Here is a 14,699-nt window from a genome sequence, read left to right as displayed (position 1 = left end):
CATCCCCTTGTCGGTGCGGCGAATGCGGTCCGGCGGACGTCGACGATGTTCATGTGGGCTCCGGGTCGGTTGCGTGAGAATTCATCGGCCGCTTGCCGCGAACCTCGGGAGGCAGGCGCATTTGGATGCTACAACGCACAGGATGCGCGCATTCACAACCGAAAGGAAAAAGCGATGTCAGGAAAAGTTGCAGTGGTCGTGGGCGGCGGCAGCGGAATGGGTGCCGCCGCCGCACGCAAGCTGGCGGGGAATGGGTTCGAGGTGGCGGTCCTGTCTTCGTCCGGCAAGGGCGAGGCGCTCGGCAAGTCGCTGGGCGGCATCGGCGTCACCGGGTCCAACCAGTCGAACGAGGACCTTGCGCGCCTGATCGATCTGACGATGGCGCGCTGGGGCCGCATCGACGTGCTGGTCAATGGTGCCGGCCACGGGCCCAAGTCGCCTTTGCTCGAGCTGACCGATGCACAGTGGGTTTCGGGCATGGACATCTACCTGATGAACGTGGTCCGCGCGGTGCGGCTGGTCACGCCGGTGATGGAGAAGCAGAAGGGCGGCGCGATCATCAACATCTCGTCGGCCTGGGCCGTGGAGCCCAGCGCGATGTTCCCGGTCTCGGGTGTGTTCCGTGCCGGGCTCGCCGCCTTCACCAAGCTCTACGCCGATCAGTACGGGGCCAGCAACGTGCGCATGAACAACGTGCTGCCCGGCTGGATCGACAGCCTGCCGGCCAAGGAGGAGCGCCGCCAGAGCGTGCCGCTGCAGCGCTACGGCACCAGCGAGGAAGTCGCGGCGACCATCGCCTTTCTTGCCTCGGACGATGGCGCCTACATCACGGGTCAGAACATTCGGATCGATGGTGGCCTGATGCGCTCGTTGTAGGTGCGTGACGCTCGGTCCGTCTCTCAGAGCGGCGTCAAGTTGCCCAACAGCGTCGGAATCAGCTCGCTGACGGTCGGATGGATGTGCACGCAGCGACGGATCACCTGGTAGGACGCATCGGCGGCCATCACGTCGAGCAGCGAGTGCACGATTTCGTCGCCCTCGATGCACAGCAGCGCCGCTCCGAGGATGCGCTCGGTTTGCGCGTCCACCAGTACCTTCATGAAGCCTTGCGTCTCGCCGCGTTCCTTCGCGCGTCCCACGCGGCTCATCGGCATCAAGCCGACCAGGGCAGGCCGTCCCGATGCCCGTACCTGTGCCTCGGTCATGCCGATCCGCCCGAGCGGCGGGTCGATAAAGAGCGCATAGGCGGGGATGCGATCGGTGGTGCGGCGCGCTTCGCCGTCGAGCAGGTTGGCCGCGACGATCTCGTGGTCGTTGTAGGAGGTGTGGGTGAAGGCACCCAGTCCATTGACGTCGCCGAGCGCCCATATGCCGGGGAGATTGGTGCGCAATTGATCGTCGACGGTGATGAAGCCGCGCGCGTCGGTCGCGATGCCTGCCCGGTCGAGGTCGAGCCAGTCGCTGTTGGGACGCCGGCCCACCGCGGCGAGCAGATGGCTGCCATGCACCTCCTGCGCGACGCCGGCGGACTTCAACGCGATGCGAATCGGCGCGTCGCCGGTCGCTCGTGACACTTCGGCCTCGCGCACGCCGAGCAGAAAGCGGACGCCTTCGCGCTCGAGGATGGCCTGCACTTCGTGCGAGACCTCGGGGTCCTCCCGCGCGATGACGCGATCCGCGTATTCCAGCACCGAGACCTGCGAGCCGAAGCGACGGAACATCTGCGCAAATTCGAGGCCGATGTAGCTGGCGCCGATCACGACCAGGTGCTCGGGCAGGACATCGAGGTCCATCATGGATGTGTTGGTGAGCACCGGCATGTCGGCGATTCCCGGCCAGTCGGGAAGCATGGGCCGGGCGCCGACGTTGATGAAGATCCTTGGCGCCTCCAGGGTCTCGCCATTGACCTCGATGGCATGCGGCGCGACGAAGCGGGCGTGGCCGAGGATCACGCGCAGGCCCGGAGTTCCGTCCAGCCACCGCGCGAGGCCGTCCACAGCGTTGCGGACGACGAGATCCTTGCGCGCCTTGACCGCACGCATGTCGACACTGACCGAAGGGCCGACATTCACGCCGTAGTCGCTCGCCCGGCGTGCCAAGTGGGCGACGCGCGCGCTGGCCACCAGCGTCTTGGTCGGCATGCAGCCGTCGTTGACACAGGTGCCCCCGAGGTGCTCGCGCTCGACCAGTGCGACTTTCAGACCGGCGCCGGCCAGTCGCACGGCAAGGAAAGGCCCGGCCTGGCCGCTGCCGATGATCAATGCGTCGAAGCGTGTCTGCATGGTGGCTGCCTTTCCTCGGTGCGTGCGAGCCGTTCTACATCGCGTGCGGGTCCATTTTCATCCCGGCGGGGAACAGTTGTGCGCTCGGCTAGTGCACGATCTCCTCCATGCCGAGGATCAGCGGTGCTCGATCACGCCTTCGATGGGATCGATTGCGGCCTCTTTCCAGGGCGCGCGCCTGATCATGCGCCAGGTGTCGGCGTGACCCGCCTGGCGGCGCGCGCGGATGCCCGCGGGCGTGAAATCGATGTCCTTGGTGTGGTCCTCTCCGTCGACGCGCGGCGCGACCAGATGCGCCACGTGCATCGTCGTGCCGCAGCCCCAGGAAGCCAGCTCCATCACCTTCGGATCGGCTTGCTTGGATGCGGGTATCTGCTTGTGCAGTTCGCGAATCACATGGCGCAGCCGGTGGATCTGCTTCTGCCGCGCGATGTGGCTGTCGGCGCGGCTGGCGAACTGGATGTCCTTCTGGCGCGCCATCACCTGCCAGATCGAGTCGGGTTCGGGCGCGGTCTGGTGCCAGACGTTGACAGCGAAGATCACCGAGTCGCGCCGCGGCTTGTCGTCCAGCACGGCCTCGATGGGCGTGTTGGAGTAGATGCCGCCGTCCCAGTAGGGCTGGCCGTCGATGCGCACGGCAGGGAAGGCCGGGGGCAGGGCGCCCGAGGCCATCACATGGTCGACGCCGAGCACTTCCTTGCGGGTGTCGAAATAGCGCATTTCGCCGCTGCAGGCGTTCACCGCACCGACGGTCAGGCGGGTGCGGCACTGGCGCAGGTACTCGAAATCGACCAGCGACTGCAGCGTCCCGCGCAGCGGCGCCGTGCTGTAGTAGGAAGCCGCCTCCGCCCCGAGCTGCGCGGCGGATCCGCGCAGCGCATGCAGGTTGGGCGTGAAGAAGTCCGGGATGCCGCGCAGCACGGTCGCCATGTTCGACATCATGTTGCCCAGCCCCATCCAGTCCGGGACACCGAATGCGAACGTCGACGCCTGCATCAGATTCCAGAACGCGTTCACGCGCTCGAGCCGGTGTTCGGGGCGGTTGCCGGCGATCAACGAGGCATTGATCGCCCCGATCGAGGTGCCGATGACCCAGTCGGGCTCGATGCCGGCTTCGTGCAGCGCCTCGTAGACGCCGACCTGGTAGGCGCCGAGCGCGCCGCCACCCTGCAGCACCAGAACGACCTGGCCCGGGAGATCGCCCTTGCTGTGCCCGTTGCCGGACGGGCCTCGCGGCTTGCCTGAATTCGCCATGGTCGACTCCTCTTGCCTTCATTTGAAACTCAGTTTGGCCGCATGGTCTCACGAGGTCATCAATGAAAGTTCACGATTTCGTCACATGCGAGGCGCGTAACCGAGGGACACCACGGCCCGAACTATCGATCGAGTGCAACCCGCCACCCGCGTGACCGGTCATGCGGCACGGCGCAACCCCGAGGAGTGAAGTCATGCAGATCGACGAAGACAAGCTGGATGCCTTGATGGGCAGGATGGTCACGGAGTTCGGCGCGCTCGCCAGCGCGCCGCTGGTCATCCTCGGAGACCGCCTGGGTTTGTACAAGGCGATGGCCGGCGCCGGGCCGATGACGGTGGACGAGTTCAGCGAACGCACGCACCTGCGCTTGCGCTACGCGCAGGAGTGGCTCAGCGCGCAGGCGGCAAGCAGCTTCGTCGACTATGACCCGGAGGCGCAGACCTACGCGCTTTCGCCCGAGGCCGCACTGGTGCTGGCGGACGACAGCAGTCCTGCCTTCATGGGCGGTGGGTTCGAATGCCTGATGTCGATGTTCCTCGACATCGACAAGGTACAGAGAGCCTTTCGCGATGGCACCGGCCTTGCCTGGCACGAACATCACCCGAGCCTGTTCTCAGGCACGGAGCGCTTCTTCAGGGCCGGCTACAACGCGAACCTGGCGCCGAGCTGGATTCCGGCCCTGGACGGCATGAGCGAGCGGCTGCACGCAGGTGCCCGCGTGGCCGACGTCGGCTGCGGATTCGGCGCGTCGACGATCGTTCTGGCCGAGGCCTACCCGGCTTCGACCTTCGTCGGCTACGACTATCACGAGCCTTCGATCAACGCCGCGCGCGAGCGTGCTGCCGCCGCGGGCGTCGCCGATCGTGTGAGCTTCGAAGTGGCTGGCGCGAAGACGTATCCTGGCCGCGACTTCGACCTGGTCGCCTTCTTCGATTGCCTGCACGACATGGGCGACCCGGTGGGAGCGGCCAGACACGTGCGCGAGACGCTGTCGCCGGACGGCATGTGGATGATCGTCGAACCGTTTGCCAACGATCGCCTGGAGGACAACCTCAACCCGGTCGGGCGCATCTTCTACTCCGCCTCGACGATGGTCTGCACGCCCTGCTCGCTGTCGCAGGAAGTGGGGCTCGGGCTGGGGGCGCAGGCCGGCGAGCAGCGGCTGGGCTGGGTCGCTCGCGAAGGCGGGTTTGGCCGCTTCCGGCGTGCTGCGCAAACGCCGTTCAACCTTGTCTTCGAAGCCCGCCCTTAGGTGCGTTCTGTCGAGCAGCGGCTGCTGCGACGGCGGCGGAGCAGGCGGCCACGGCGACGATGCAGGACGGAGGATCTGCCCGTCCGGCCGCGGCTATTTGTCCGCTGGAACTTCGCCGACGGGTCCGGGTGCGGAAACACCTTGGACACGTCGCGGACATGCTGCCTAGTGTCCTGTCCCGTTAATTCGTCCGCACAGGCGGGCGAGTTTTTCGAGGATTGAATCGGCTGTCGCCGTCCAAGTGAATGGCTTGCAGTTCTCGTTGTATTGGCTGACGAACGTGTCGATCTTGTTGGTCAGCTCCTTGACGCTTTTGAACGAGCCGCGACGTATGGCCTTGTCTGTGATGATCGCGAAGAATCGCTCGACCTGATTGAGCCAGCTTGAGTAGGTCGGCACGAAGTGCATGTGCCAACGAGGTCGCTGGGCGAGCCAAGCGCGCACCTTCGGATGCTTGTGACTTGCATAGTTGTCGGCAATGCAATGCACGTCCAGTTCTTGCGGCACGGCCTTGTCGATCGCGCGCAGGAAGTCCAGGAACTCCTGATGCCGGTGCCTCGGCCGGCATTGCGCAAGCACCTGCCCATTCGTCACGTTTAACGCTGCAAACAGCGTCGTCGTTCCATGCCGCACGTAGTCGTGGGTGACGCCTTCGACGTACCCCAATCCCATTGGCAGCATGGGTTGGGTGCGCTCCAGCGCCTGGCACTGGCTCTTTTCGTCCACACACAGCACCAGCGCGTTCTCCGGCGGGTTCAGATACAAACCCACCACGTCGCGCAGCTTCTCGATGAACAGCGGATCGGTCGACAGCTTGAAGCTCTCCACGCGATGAGGCTTGAGCTGGAAAGCCTGCAGATAGCGCGCCACCGTGCTCTTGCTGATGCCCGTCTCAGCAGCGAGTCCGCGAGTGCTCCAGTGGGTAGCACCATCAGCCGGCTTGGTGTGCAGCGTCTTGTTGATCAGCTCGGCAACCCGCTCGTCATCAACCGTTCGAGGCCGCCCTGGCCGAAGCTCGTCGTAGAGCCCCGAGATGCGATCTCGCACGTAGCGCACGCGCCACTTGTTCACGGTATTGCGATCAATACCCAAAACCTTCGCCACCTCTGTGCTGGCCTTGTCGGGTCCTTCACAGGCCAACACGATGCGCGCGCGCAACGCCAGAGCTGCGGGCAGCGATCGCGATCTTGCCATCGAGGTCAGTTCGGCGCGCTCTCCTTCCGTGAGCGTGACTATGCTGGTGCGGGTGTATGCGTTGGGCATGGGGCATCTCCAAGGATGCCTCATCCCATGCACTTTTTGTGCCTACGAATTAACGGGACGGGACACTAGCGGAACTGCCGCAGAAAGTCGTCGACGCTCGACGTAAGCTGGCTCTGCTCGGGCACTTGACCGCCGGGCGTGAAATGGTCTACCACGTCGGGCAGCAATTCCGACAGCCCTGAGCGCGCCTCGTCGTCGCCGAGGCCTGCCTGCTGCGCGATCTGGTGCAACTGATCTCGGCCGAAGATGTCGTCGATTGCAGTCGGGGGCAAGGCCTCGTTCGCGCCGGTGCCGACCCATGAATCGGCTTGGCTCCCGTAGCCCTTCCGGGTGAACTGTTCGAGCAGGCCGCCGAGGCCGCCCATGCCGGCGAGACCTCCGAGACCACCCGCTCCGCCGGCAGGACCCGGACCGAGGCCGCCTGCGTGGCCACGCTGGCTCAGCATGCTGAGGACCACCGGCAGCAAGGCCATCAGGATCGGGCTGATGCCGCCGCCGCCGCCGCGCGAGCCGTCGCTGCGGCGTCCGCCGAGTGCATTGCCGGCGAGTCCGCCGAGAATCTGCGTCAAGAGGCCCATGATGATCTCCTTGGTTGTGCGACGGGCCGCGCCGCCGACTCCGGTCTGGAGTTCGGCCTACAACGCTTGGGCTCAATCGCTGATCCATGCGCATGCCGGGTGGGCGGATACCTGCATGAATCAGGAAGTCGCTCTGTCGCTGCGGCTTGCTTCATTCTCTTCTCCGGAGGCACTATGGACAACCCTTCAACCGGCGCGCGGCCGGACAGCGACCCGAGTCGCACCACCACGTCGAGCGGCACGCCGCCGGAGACCACCTGGACCGCAGGCGCGTCCGTTCCGTTCGAGCAAGACCGGCAGGCTGGGCAGCAGTCCGGACAGTCGCAGCAGTCCGCGCAGGGCACGCCGTCGCCGCAGGGAGGCTCCTCGGACACCCAGCCCTATGCCGATGAGGGTGCGTCGATGCGCCGCAGCATGGACGCCGCTGACGCCGTCGGGCGCAATGCGGCGAATGCCGCCCAGGGCTGCCTGCAAGATGCCGAGGACAAGGCTGGCAGCGTCGCAGACTCCGCCAAGACCTACGCCCGCAATGCGGTCGATGCGGCGGGCCAGAAGATCCAGGGCATGAAGGAACAGGCGGTCGACCTGCGCGCGAAAGGGCAGCAATACGTGATGGACGAGCCGATCAAGGCAGTCCTCTGCGCCGCTGCGGGCGGCGCGCTGGTCACGGCGTTGTTGATCGCTCTGTCCGCGCCGCGGCGCCGTTGACCCGCGGCGCAAGCCGGTCGAACCGAAACACCGCGTCCCAGATCGCCTGCGCTGGGCATCGATTTCCTGGGTAGCCGAGGGGGCCGGATCTGTGGGAACATTCGGACGGGCCGCTCGCAGGGAGCCGTGCAGCCGAGCCGGACGCCCTCGTGCCCATGAGGTGGATTTGCATGACCGTGAAAGGAGAACGCAATGAAACGTCGCAAGCTACTCGTCGTCGGTGCATCGCTGGCATCGTTGCTGGCCCGCGGTGCCTACGCGCAGGACAACGCTGCCAAGCAGGCCGAGGTCAGGGCAAAGGCCAAGCAGGCGCTCGAGGACTTCTACAAGGCCGATCCCGAGATCAAGAACGCGGTAGGCAAGGCGCCCGGCTACGCCGTATTCACGACCTACGGTTTGAGCTTCGGCCTTGGCGGCGCGGGCGGGAAGGGCATAGCGCACGACAGCAAGTCCAAGAAGGACACGTACATGAACATCGCCCAGGCGAGCGCAGGCCTGCAGATCGGGGCCTCCGACACGCGCTATCTCTTCGTGTTCAAGGATGCCAAGTCGCTGGCCGACTTCATCGACAACGGCTGGGATGCCTCGGCCGGCGCTGCCGCGGGCGCAGGCACCGGCAAAGACGAGGCCAATGTCAAGGCGGGTGCTGTCGCGTTCTCGGGCGGCACCGCGTATGTGCTGACCAAGACCGGCCTGCAGGCGGGGGTGTCCCTCGGAGGCTCGAAGGTCTGGAAGGACAAGGACCTGAACTAGGGTTCGGACGTGAATCGCGCCGTGCGCTCGAACCGCGCCAACAGGGCGTTCGATGGATTTCATGATGCAATTTCCGGCCGAGCGCCTTGCCATGGTGGCTGAGCTACGTTCCCGGCCTGAACCCGATCATCTTCATCGCGGCAGTCAGCGGCTGGCGCGTCGTCCAGTAGTCTGCCCATGGATCTGTCGTCTGAAACGACAGGTGCTCCCGCGCAGTGGCGATGGTCCATTGCGCACCGCTCTTCAGCTTGAGCAGGTCATCCCAGTCCACCGGCATCGACACGCCGAGGCCGGCGCGCGCCCGAGCAGAAAACGCCGCCGCGGTCGTGGCGCCGTGCCCGTTGCGCAGGAAGTCGACAAACAGCTTGCCGACGCGGTTCGAGGGCCCGCTCCTGGCCACAAAGCGTGCCGGGATGGCGCGCGCGAGGTGCTGCACCACCGCCTGCGAAAAGCCCTTGACCGCCTCGTAGTCGAAGCGCGGCGCGATCGGCACCACGACGTGCAGGCCCTTGCCGCCACTGGTCTTCAGCCAGGCCTGGAGCCCCAATTCCGACAATAGTGTGCGCACCAGGATCGCCGCCTCCTGGACGTGCTGCCAGGACGTGCCTTCACCGGGATCGAGGTCGAAGATCATCCGATCTGGTTTGTCGATGTTCTTCGCCGTGGAGTTCCAGGTGTGAAACTCGATGACGTTCATCTGTGCCGCAGCCGCAAGTGCTTGCGCGGTGCCGATCTCGAGCAACGCAGCGTGACCCGGCCACAGCTTGGGGTCCAGTTCCTTGATCCCGGGAATGCTGATCTTCTCGTCATGTTTCTGGAAGAAGAGCTCGCCCGTCACGCCGGTCGGCCCGCGCACCAGCGAGCACGGCCGCGTCTTCAAATGCGGCAGGATCCAGTCCGCCACCGACTCGTAGTAGCGCACCAGGTCGAGCTTCGTCAGGCCCGAATCGGGGTCGATGACGCGTCCGGCGTTGCTCACCTTGATTCCCCCGGTGGCGGTCTTGCCTGCCGTCTTCACGGGGCCAGCATCCGCGAGCGTCATGGCCGTCTCGCGCACGATCCCGCTGGCCGGCTTGTCGGTGCGCAGCGCAACATAGGACGCGTGCCGGATCTGTCCGTCGGGCGTCCATTCGGCAAAGGCCACTTCGGCGACCATGCGCGGCGCCACCCAGCGCTCGCTGCCTGGGGCTCGCTTGGACCACCGGCCGGGCTTGGCCGCGCCGGCAGGGAAGGGGGGCTTGTCAACCTCGATCTTGACCAGCTTGCGCTTCAACGCCGCAGCCTCGTCCGAGTCCCACCCGGTACCGACGCTGCCGACCGACACCAGCGTGCCGTCTGGCGCATGGACGCCGAGCAGCAGGCTGCCGATCTGCGGGGAGCCGTCCGAGCGGTCGGTGTAGCCGGCGACCACGAACTCCTGGCGCTGCTGGCACTTGAGTTTGAGCCAGGTTTCCGTGCGGCGCGAGGCGTAAGGCGCGTCGGCCCGCTTGGCGATCACGCCCTCGAGGTTCATGCGGCAGGCCGAACTCAACACCGACGCGGCGTCGGCTTCGAAGGCGGCGCTGAAGCGGACATGGTCCGTCGCCTTCTCGTCGAGCAGTGCCTTGAGCAACTGCCGGCGCGACACCAACGGCGCTTCGCGCAGGTCGTAGCCTTCGAAGTAGGGCACATCGAACACGAAGTAGACGATCTGCGCGTTGCCCGCGCCGAGGTCGAAGGCCTTCTGCAATGCATTGAAGCTGGGCAGGCCTTTGTCGTCGAGCACCACGATCTCGCCATCCAGCCAGGTTGACTTGAGCCCGAGGCCCTCCAGCTCGCGCACCAGGCCGGGCATCTTGGCCGACCAATCGTGGCCGCCGCGCGTCACGAGCGCGGCCTTGCCGTTGTCGATGCGGGTCATGATCCGGTAGCCATCGAACTTGATCTCGTAGAGCCATTGGCCCGCCGGAACGCCGGTGGCCAGGGTTGCGAGCTGGGGACTCATTTTGGCGGGGAGCGGTGCCTTCACGGCCCCCGGCACCCTGTCGTCCGCGCCGCTGGCGCGCTTGGCCGTGGCACCGCGCGTCGCCGCGACCTTGGGCTCGGAAGGCGCCACGCGCAGCGGCTTGGCGATCACACTATCGGGGAGGGCCGAGACGACGTCGTAGTCCGCCTTCGGTCGCGCATACGCGTCCTTCTTCTTGAACAGGATCCAGGGCTCCTGCTTCTCGCCGCCCTTGGCGATCTTGACCAGCTCCCACAAGCCGGCCAGCTTCTGACCGTGGAGGTGGAAGAGCAGCTTGCCTTTCCTCAGGCCTTCCCGCGGGTCGCCCTCGGGCTCCCAGGTGCCGTTGTCCCAGACGAGGACCGTGCCGGCGCCGTATTGCTTGGGCGGAATGGTGCCTTCGAACGATCCATAGGACAGGGGGTGGTCCTCGACATGGATCGCCATGCGCTTGTCGGCGGGGTCGAAGCTCGGCCCCTTCGGCACCGCCCAGGAGAGCAGGACCCCATCCAGCTCGAGGCGGAAGTCGTAGTGCAGCCGGCTCGCCGCATGCTTCTGGATGACGAAAGAAAGACCCTTGCCGTTGCGGGGCGCGTGTTCGCCCCGAGGCTCGGAGGTGACCGCGAAGTCGCGCTTCGACCAGTATTTCTGGAGCGGTTCCAGGCGGGTTTCGCGGGCCATGCCGAAATCTACAGGGCGCGCTTGGCAGCGTCGAGTCTCGCGCTTGCCGGTCGCGCTCGCCTTGCCGGCTTGCGTGGCCCGAACGGCGAAAACAGAGGCGAAGCCCCCGGTCCTCAAATTCCGCCACCGCCACCAAGTAGTCGCGTCGGGCGGACTTCGAACTCACGAGTCCAGCCACGTGGTCCGCCGGTACGTCTCCAGACGGTTCCACGCCCTCAGAAGCGCAAGCAGAATCATGAAGCCCCTCTTCGCGCTACTTCTTTTTGAGGTACGCGCGCACGGCCTCGGCACTGTTGCCCACGGCGCCCACGGCCTCCTTGAGCTGCTCCGCGGTGCAGCCGAGCGACTGGGTCCAACTCTGGACTTCATGCGGCTCCGACAGGGAAATCAACTTCCGGTCGAGACCGGTTTTCTTTGGATCGTCTGCCATCTTCAACTCCTGTAGGCGAAAAATTGACGTGATTGCGGCGGAGGATGAGTGGACCGCGCGCACGCGCACCGGTCGACCTCCTCGATGAATGGCCCGCCGCCGACCGAAGGGCGCCCGGCTATGGGCCCTCGCTTTCCCAAAGCGGCACGAAGGGATAGCGGGCCGCCCAATGGTCCAGCAACCGGGGCTCGGCGTCGACGCGTCGGACCACTTCCGCCATGCGTGGCGCCTCCCGGTAGAAGCGCAGCCGACGGGGCTGCCACCGGGACACCACCGCGACGTAGAGGTCCAGCACGCTCACCCGGTCGCCCAGCAAGTAGCGAGGGCCACGCGGCATCTGTGCATCCATTTCCCGCCAGCATTGCGCGATTCGCTCGGCTGTCCGGTCAAGGATCGTCGCTTCCGCGTCCGGGTTCGAGGCGAGACGAGAGGGCTCGTCACGTACCCAATAGAGAGCGTAGATCGCAGCCGAGACGTAGGTCATCCATCGAAGAAACTGGCCACGTGTCGGGTCATCCGTCCTCGGCGCCAAACCCGCCGCGGGGTAGCGGTCGGCGAGCCAGATCAGCATGGCGGCGCTCTCGGTCATGATCTCGCCGGACGGCAGCACGAGCACAGGGACCTGACGCATCGGGTTCACGGCGCTCAAGCGCCCGCGTTCATGGTCTCCTTGCCAGGGCGCAACGTCCACGACCTGGACCGGGAGCTCCATCAGCGTGATCGCCGCATGCACCGCAGTGGCCCCGGAGCCCGGGGCGCCGTACAGGATGAAGGGGGCAGAGGTCATGGCGTACCTCACGAGGGTTCGTCGCTGAGAGAAAGTAGCACTCGGACTCGCGCGAAGTCTGTAGGCCCGCGCCTCATCTCTGCTCGATCAGCCCGCGCGTGCTGCCCAACTGGATGGGGCTGGCAAGAAATCGAAGGTCGCGCCGGATGCTTGGTCGCAGCGCAGCTGCGGTAGGTGAGCAGCTACGTCGGGACCAGCTCGAGCGGCGCACGTGTGCTGCGCAAACCCTTGAGATGCGTTTCGACGTCGCTTGGGCATTCTCCTACTCGCGCTGACTGATCTTGCCACCAGCGCCAACGCCTCCGTCGCAAGGACCGTCGACTTCCGCCGCTTGCGCCAAGGAACACTGTCGACTGATCTTCTGGACCGGTTTGCGCCTATCTTCCCGCCGCCACGTAGGCAGCCGTGTCGAGCGTGCCGATCCAGCGGCTTATCTTGTCGTTCTTGAGCGTGAAGACATGAACCCACTCGCTCTCGAAAACCTTGCCGTTGGGTCGCGGCTTGGTCTGTTCCCAGCCAAGAACGGTGACGTGATCGGGTCCTTCGAGGAATTCGCGCGGCTCGAACTTCTGGATGTCGTCCGATTCGGCCAGCGTGCCGAACCATCCTCGAACCTGTAGCTTGCCGGTGTACTCGCCCGCATAGGGGATGCCCGCACTGGCCACGAAACGCCACCGCACATCATCGGTCAGCAACGCCAGGATGCCCTCGACGTCCCCGCGCCCGAAGGCGGCATAAGCCTGTTGTACGACTTGGGTCGGTGTGCTCATGACGGACCTCCGTAAAAGTGCAGACTGCAAGTCTAGGCCGGCCGTCAGCGTTTTCAACTTGACCGGGAGGTTCACGACCGACAACTCGATGTCGTCGAGGTGCAGTTCGCCGGACCATTCGTGGGAGGAGCCCGCACACAAAAGCCAGCTGCTCTTCAAACAATTGCGATGTCGTGACCTTCGTCTTGTCGGCCTTGGCGCCCGTGTCGTGAGTCACCATCGGCCAGCGTGCGCCTTCGAACTTCATGTAGCCACTGTCCTCGTTCTGGGAACCTCCAAGAATCACCGTGCCATGCCTGCCCGGCCGATCGTGTAGCGCGCGAAGCCGGCGCCCTTCGCGGACAAGAAGAGAACCCGTCCTACGCCCACGCCAAGTGCGAGATCGCATGTTCCAAACGGGAGCAATCCAATGCCAGAACAAATGCCCGCCACTGCCCCGCAGACACGAACCCCGCCGCTGTCCCCGCCGCCGTCCCCGCCGTTTCACCGTGTGGAAGCGGCGATCAGCCTTGCAAAGGCCGCAGCAGGGGTGACGCCATGAATGCCGGCTGGCCAGCCCAGTTGTGGATCGTCCGGCATGGTGAAAGCGCCGGCAACGTCGCGCGTGATGCGGCCGAGTCCGGAGGCTTGGCGGTCATCGATCTGGCCTGGCGCGACATCGACGTTCCGTTGTCGGACCTCGGGGTTCAGCAGTCCAGGGCTTTGGGCGCCTGGTTCGCCAAGCTGCCTCGAAACGATCAACCGGAGGTGATTCTGTGTTCGCCCTACCAGCGGGCGCGCCAAACCGCTGCGCTGGTGGCCGAGTGCGCCCGGATGTCGAGCGCAGTCGCGACGCTGCGTCTGGACGAGCGCCTGCGTGAGAAGGAATTCGGCATCCTCGACCGCCTGACCAAGTTCGGCATTCAACAGAAGCATCCCGAGCTCAACGAGCAACGGCTGCATGTCGGCAAGTTCTACTTTCGGCCGCCCGGCGGAGAAAGTTGGTGCGATGTGATCCTTCGACTGCGCAGCCTGATCGAGATGATCACGCGGGAATATGCGCAGCGCCGCGTGCTGGTGGTGGCGCACCAGGTCATCGTCAACTGCATGCGCTACCTGCTCGAACGCCTCGACGAGCACCAGATCCTCGACATCGACCGCAAGGGCGACGTTCCCAACTGCGCCATCACTTCCTATCGTGCCGCGCGCGGTCATGGGGACGCGGAGGAATTGCAACTGGACCTCGTCAACTTCCTCGCGCCGTTGCGCGAGGCAGCCACGCCCGTCACCAGCGCGCCCGATGTGCCGTCTGCGGCGAAGCCCTGAGCGTCCAATGGCTGCGACCGGATCTCGTCCGAAGCGACTGACACCCGCCGTCCTGGCGCGCTGGCCGTTGCCGAAGCCGGGTGAAGATGCGGACAAGGAGGATCGCGGCCATGTGCTGATCGTCGCCGGCAGTGTGGAAATGCCGGGCGCGGCGCTGCTGGCTGCTGTGGCCGCGTTGCGGGCGGGCGCAGGGAAGCTCACGATCGCGGCGCCGGCGGGGATTGCGTACGGGCTCGCGTTCTCGGTCCCCGAGGCGCGCGTCGTCGGCCTGCCACAGGCCCGCAGTGGCGCGCTGCTCGCACGCGGCGGCGATGCGCTCGCCGCGCTGGCGGGGCACGTCCGTGCGCTGGTCGTGGGGCCCGGCATGCAGCACGAACGCTCGATCGTCGGCTTGGTCCGCGCGCAGATGCCGCTGTTCAGCCACGCGACGGTGGTGCTGGACGCATTGGCCATGTCAGTCGTGCGCGACGGCGCGCTCGACCAACCGGTGGTGATGACGCCACACGCCGGCGAAATGGCCTACCTCAGTGGACAGAGCAAGGAGGCTGTCTGCGAAGACCCGGTCGCGGCGGCGCGCGACGCTGCAAGCCGCTGGAACGCGTGCGTGGCGTTGAAGGGCGGCAGCACGGTCATTGCCTCGCCGGACGGTGC

General features: G+C 65.9%; 14 protein-coding genes. 6 read left to right on the top strand and 8 right to left on the bottom strand.

Annotation, left to right across the window (positions count from 1 at the left end):
• Positions 1-174 precede the first annotated feature (174 nt).
• Positions 175-876 (top strand): SDR family oxidoreductase, encoded by a 702-nt coding sequence (locus AC1DF3_RS32065; protein ID WP_286535839.1) that lies wholly within the window; start codon positions 175-177, stop codon positions 874-876.
• 23 nt (positions 877-899) lie between these two features.
• Here the strand turns inward: AC1DF3_RS32065 and AC1DF3_RS32060 are convergent, their stop codons facing one another.
• Positions 900-2,282, bottom strand: a complete 1,383-nt coding sequence (locus AC1DF3_RS32060) for an FAD-containing oxidoreductase (RefSeq protein ID WP_286535838.1) — start codon at positions 2,280-2,282, stop codon at positions 900-902.
• A gap of 117 nt (positions 2,283-2,399) precedes the next feature.
• Complete coding sequence (locus AC1DF3_RS32055; protein ID WP_478142107.1) at positions 2,400-3,536, bottom strand: patatin-like phospholipase family protein; 1,137 nt, start codon at positions 3,534-3,536, stop codon at positions 2,400-2,402.
• Positions 3,537-3,730: 194 nt separating this feature from the next.
• On the opposite strand from AC1DF3_RS32055, the gene AC1DF3_RS32050 reads away from it, so the two are divergent.
• Positions 3,731-4,789, top strand: a complete 1,059-nt coding sequence (locus AC1DF3_RS32050) for a class I SAM-dependent methyltransferase (protein WP_478142106.1) — start codon at positions 3,731-3,733, stop codon at positions 4,787-4,789.
• Between the two features lie 165 nt (positions 4,790-4,954).
• Here the strand turns inward: AC1DF3_RS32050 and AC1DF3_RS32045 are convergent, their stop codons facing one another.
• A complete protein-coding gene (locus tag AC1DF3_RS32045; RefSeq protein ID WP_478142105.1) occupies positions 4,955-6,052 on the bottom strand; it encodes an IS630 family transposase in 1,098 nt (365 codons plus the stop codon).
• 65 nt (positions 6,053-6,117) lie between these two features.
• Positions 6,118-6,630 (bottom strand): YidB family protein, encoded by a 513-nt coding sequence (locus AC1DF3_RS32040; protein WP_286535832.1) that lies wholly within the window; start codon positions 6,628-6,630, stop codon positions 6,118-6,120.
• Positions 6,631-6,804: 174 nt separating this feature from the next.
• Here AC1DF3_RS32040 and AC1DF3_RS32035 point away from each other — a divergent pair, with 174 nt between their 5' ends.
• Both AC1DF3_RS32035 and AC1DF3_RS32030 read left to right on the top strand, forming a co-directional pair.
• A complete protein-coding gene (locus tag AC1DF3_RS32035; RefSeq protein WP_478142104.1) occupies positions 6,805-7,338 on the top strand; it encodes a hypothetical protein in 534 nt (177 codons plus the stop codon).
• Between the two features lie 192 nt (positions 7,339-7,530).
• Positions 7,531-8,091, top strand: a complete 561-nt coding sequence (locus AC1DF3_RS32030; RefSeq protein WP_286535830.1) for a lipid-binding SYLF domain-containing protein — start codon at positions 7,531-7,533, stop codon at positions 8,089-8,091.
• A 103-nt stretch (positions 8,092-8,194) separates the two neighbouring features.
• Here AC1DF3_RS32030 and ligD read toward each other — a convergent pair whose 3' ends face one another.
• The 4 genes from ligD to AC1DF3_RS32010 form a co-directional block, all read right to left on the bottom strand.
• Positions 8,195-10,756 (bottom strand): DNA ligase D, encoded by a 2,562-nt coding sequence (ligD, locus tag AC1DF3_RS32025; RefSeq protein WP_478142103.1) that lies wholly within the window; start codon positions 10,754-10,756, stop codon positions 8,195-8,197.
• Between the two features lie 253 nt (positions 10,757-11,009).
• Positions 11,010-11,186, bottom strand: a complete 177-nt coding sequence (locus AC1DF3_RS32020) for a DUF3606 domain-containing protein (protein ID WP_478142102.1) — start codon at positions 11,184-11,186, stop codon at positions 11,010-11,012.
• 118 nt (positions 11,187-11,304) lie between these two features.
• Positions 11,305-11,973, bottom strand: coding sequence for a glutathione S-transferase family protein (locus tag AC1DF3_RS32015; RefSeq protein ID WP_286535828.1), 669 nt, complete (start codon positions 11,971-11,973; stop codon positions 11,305-11,307).
• Between the two features lie 377 nt (positions 11,974-12,350).
• Positions 12,351-12,743, bottom strand: coding sequence for a nuclear transport factor 2 family protein (locus tag AC1DF3_RS32010; RefSeq protein ID WP_286535827.1), 393 nt, complete (start codon positions 12,741-12,743; stop codon positions 12,351-12,353).
• 537 nt (positions 12,744-13,280) lie between these two features.
• On the opposite strand from AC1DF3_RS32010, the gene AC1DF3_RS32005 reads away from it, so the two are divergent.
• Both AC1DF3_RS32005 and AC1DF3_RS32000 read left to right on the top strand, forming a co-directional pair.
• Positions 13,281-14,048, top strand: a complete 768-nt coding sequence (locus AC1DF3_RS32005; protein WP_478142101.1) for a histidine phosphatase family protein — start codon at positions 13,281-13,283, stop codon at positions 14,046-14,048.
• A 7-nt stretch (positions 14,049-14,055) separates the two neighbouring features.
• On the top strand, positions 14,056-14,699 hold a 644-nt coding region (locus tag AC1DF3_RS32000), incomplete at its 3' end, for an ADP-dependent NAD(P)H-hydrate dehydratase (RefSeq protein WP_478142100.1).

This window comes from Variovorax sp. 10N432 (genome assembly GCF_056394465.1).
The sequence above is the reverse complement of the archived record's forward strand: the minus strand, read 5'-3'. Positions and strand labels throughout refer to the sequence as shown.

Excerpts from the sequence above, each read along its gene's own strand:
- AC1DF3_RS32065 (WP_286535839.1), top strand. The coding sequence starts at position 175 with ATGTCAGGAAAAGTTGCAGTGGTCGTGGGCGGCGGCAGCGGAATGGGT.
- AC1DF3_RS32010 (WP_286535827.1), bottom strand. The coding sequence starts at position 12,743 with ATGAGCACACCGACCCAAGTCGTACAACAGGCTTATGCCGCCTTCGGG.
- AC1DF3_RS32035 (WP_478142104.1), top strand. The coding sequence starts at position 6,805 with ATGGACAACCCTTCAACCGGCGCGCGGCCGGACAGCGACCCGAGTCGC.
- AC1DF3_RS32030 (WP_286535830.1), top strand. The coding sequence starts at position 7,531 with ATGAAACGTCGCAAGCTACTCGTCGTCGGTGCATCGCTGGCATCGTTG.
- AC1DF3_RS32005 (WP_478142101.1), top strand. The coding sequence starts at position 13,281 with ATGAATGCCGGCTGGCCAGCCCAGTTGTGGATCGTCCGGCATGGTGAA.
- AC1DF3_RS32015 (WP_286535828.1), bottom strand. The coding sequence starts at position 11,973 with ATGACCTCTGCCCCCTTCATCCTGTACGGCGCCCCGGGCTCCGGGGCC.
- AC1DF3_RS32050 (WP_478142106.1), top strand. The coding sequence starts at position 3,731 with ATGCAGATCGACGAAGACAAGCTGGATGCCTTGATGGGCAGGATGGTC.
- AC1DF3_RS32060 (WP_286535838.1), bottom strand. The coding sequence starts at position 2,282 with ATGCAGACACGCTTCGACGCATTGATCATCGGCAGCGGCCAGGCCGGG.
- AC1DF3_RS32045 (WP_478142105.1), bottom strand. The coding sequence starts at position 6,052 with ATGCCCAACGCATACACCCGCACCAGCATAGTCACGCTCACGGAAGGA.
- ligD (WP_478142103.1), bottom strand. The coding sequence starts at position 10,756 with ATGGCCCGCGAAACCCGCCTGGAACCGCTCCAGAAATACTGGTCGAAG.
- AC1DF3_RS32020 (WP_478142102.1), bottom strand. The coding sequence starts at position 11,186 with ATGGCAGACGATCCAAAGAAAACCGGTCTCGACCGGAAGTTGATTTCC.
- AC1DF3_RS32055 (WP_478142107.1), bottom strand. The coding sequence starts at position 3,536 with ATGGCGAATTCAGGCAAGCCGCGAGGCCCGTCCGGCAACGGGCACAGC.
- AC1DF3_RS32040 (WP_286535832.1), bottom strand. The coding sequence starts at position 6,630 with ATGGGCCTCTTGACGCAGATTCTCGGCGGACTCGCCGGCAATGCACTC.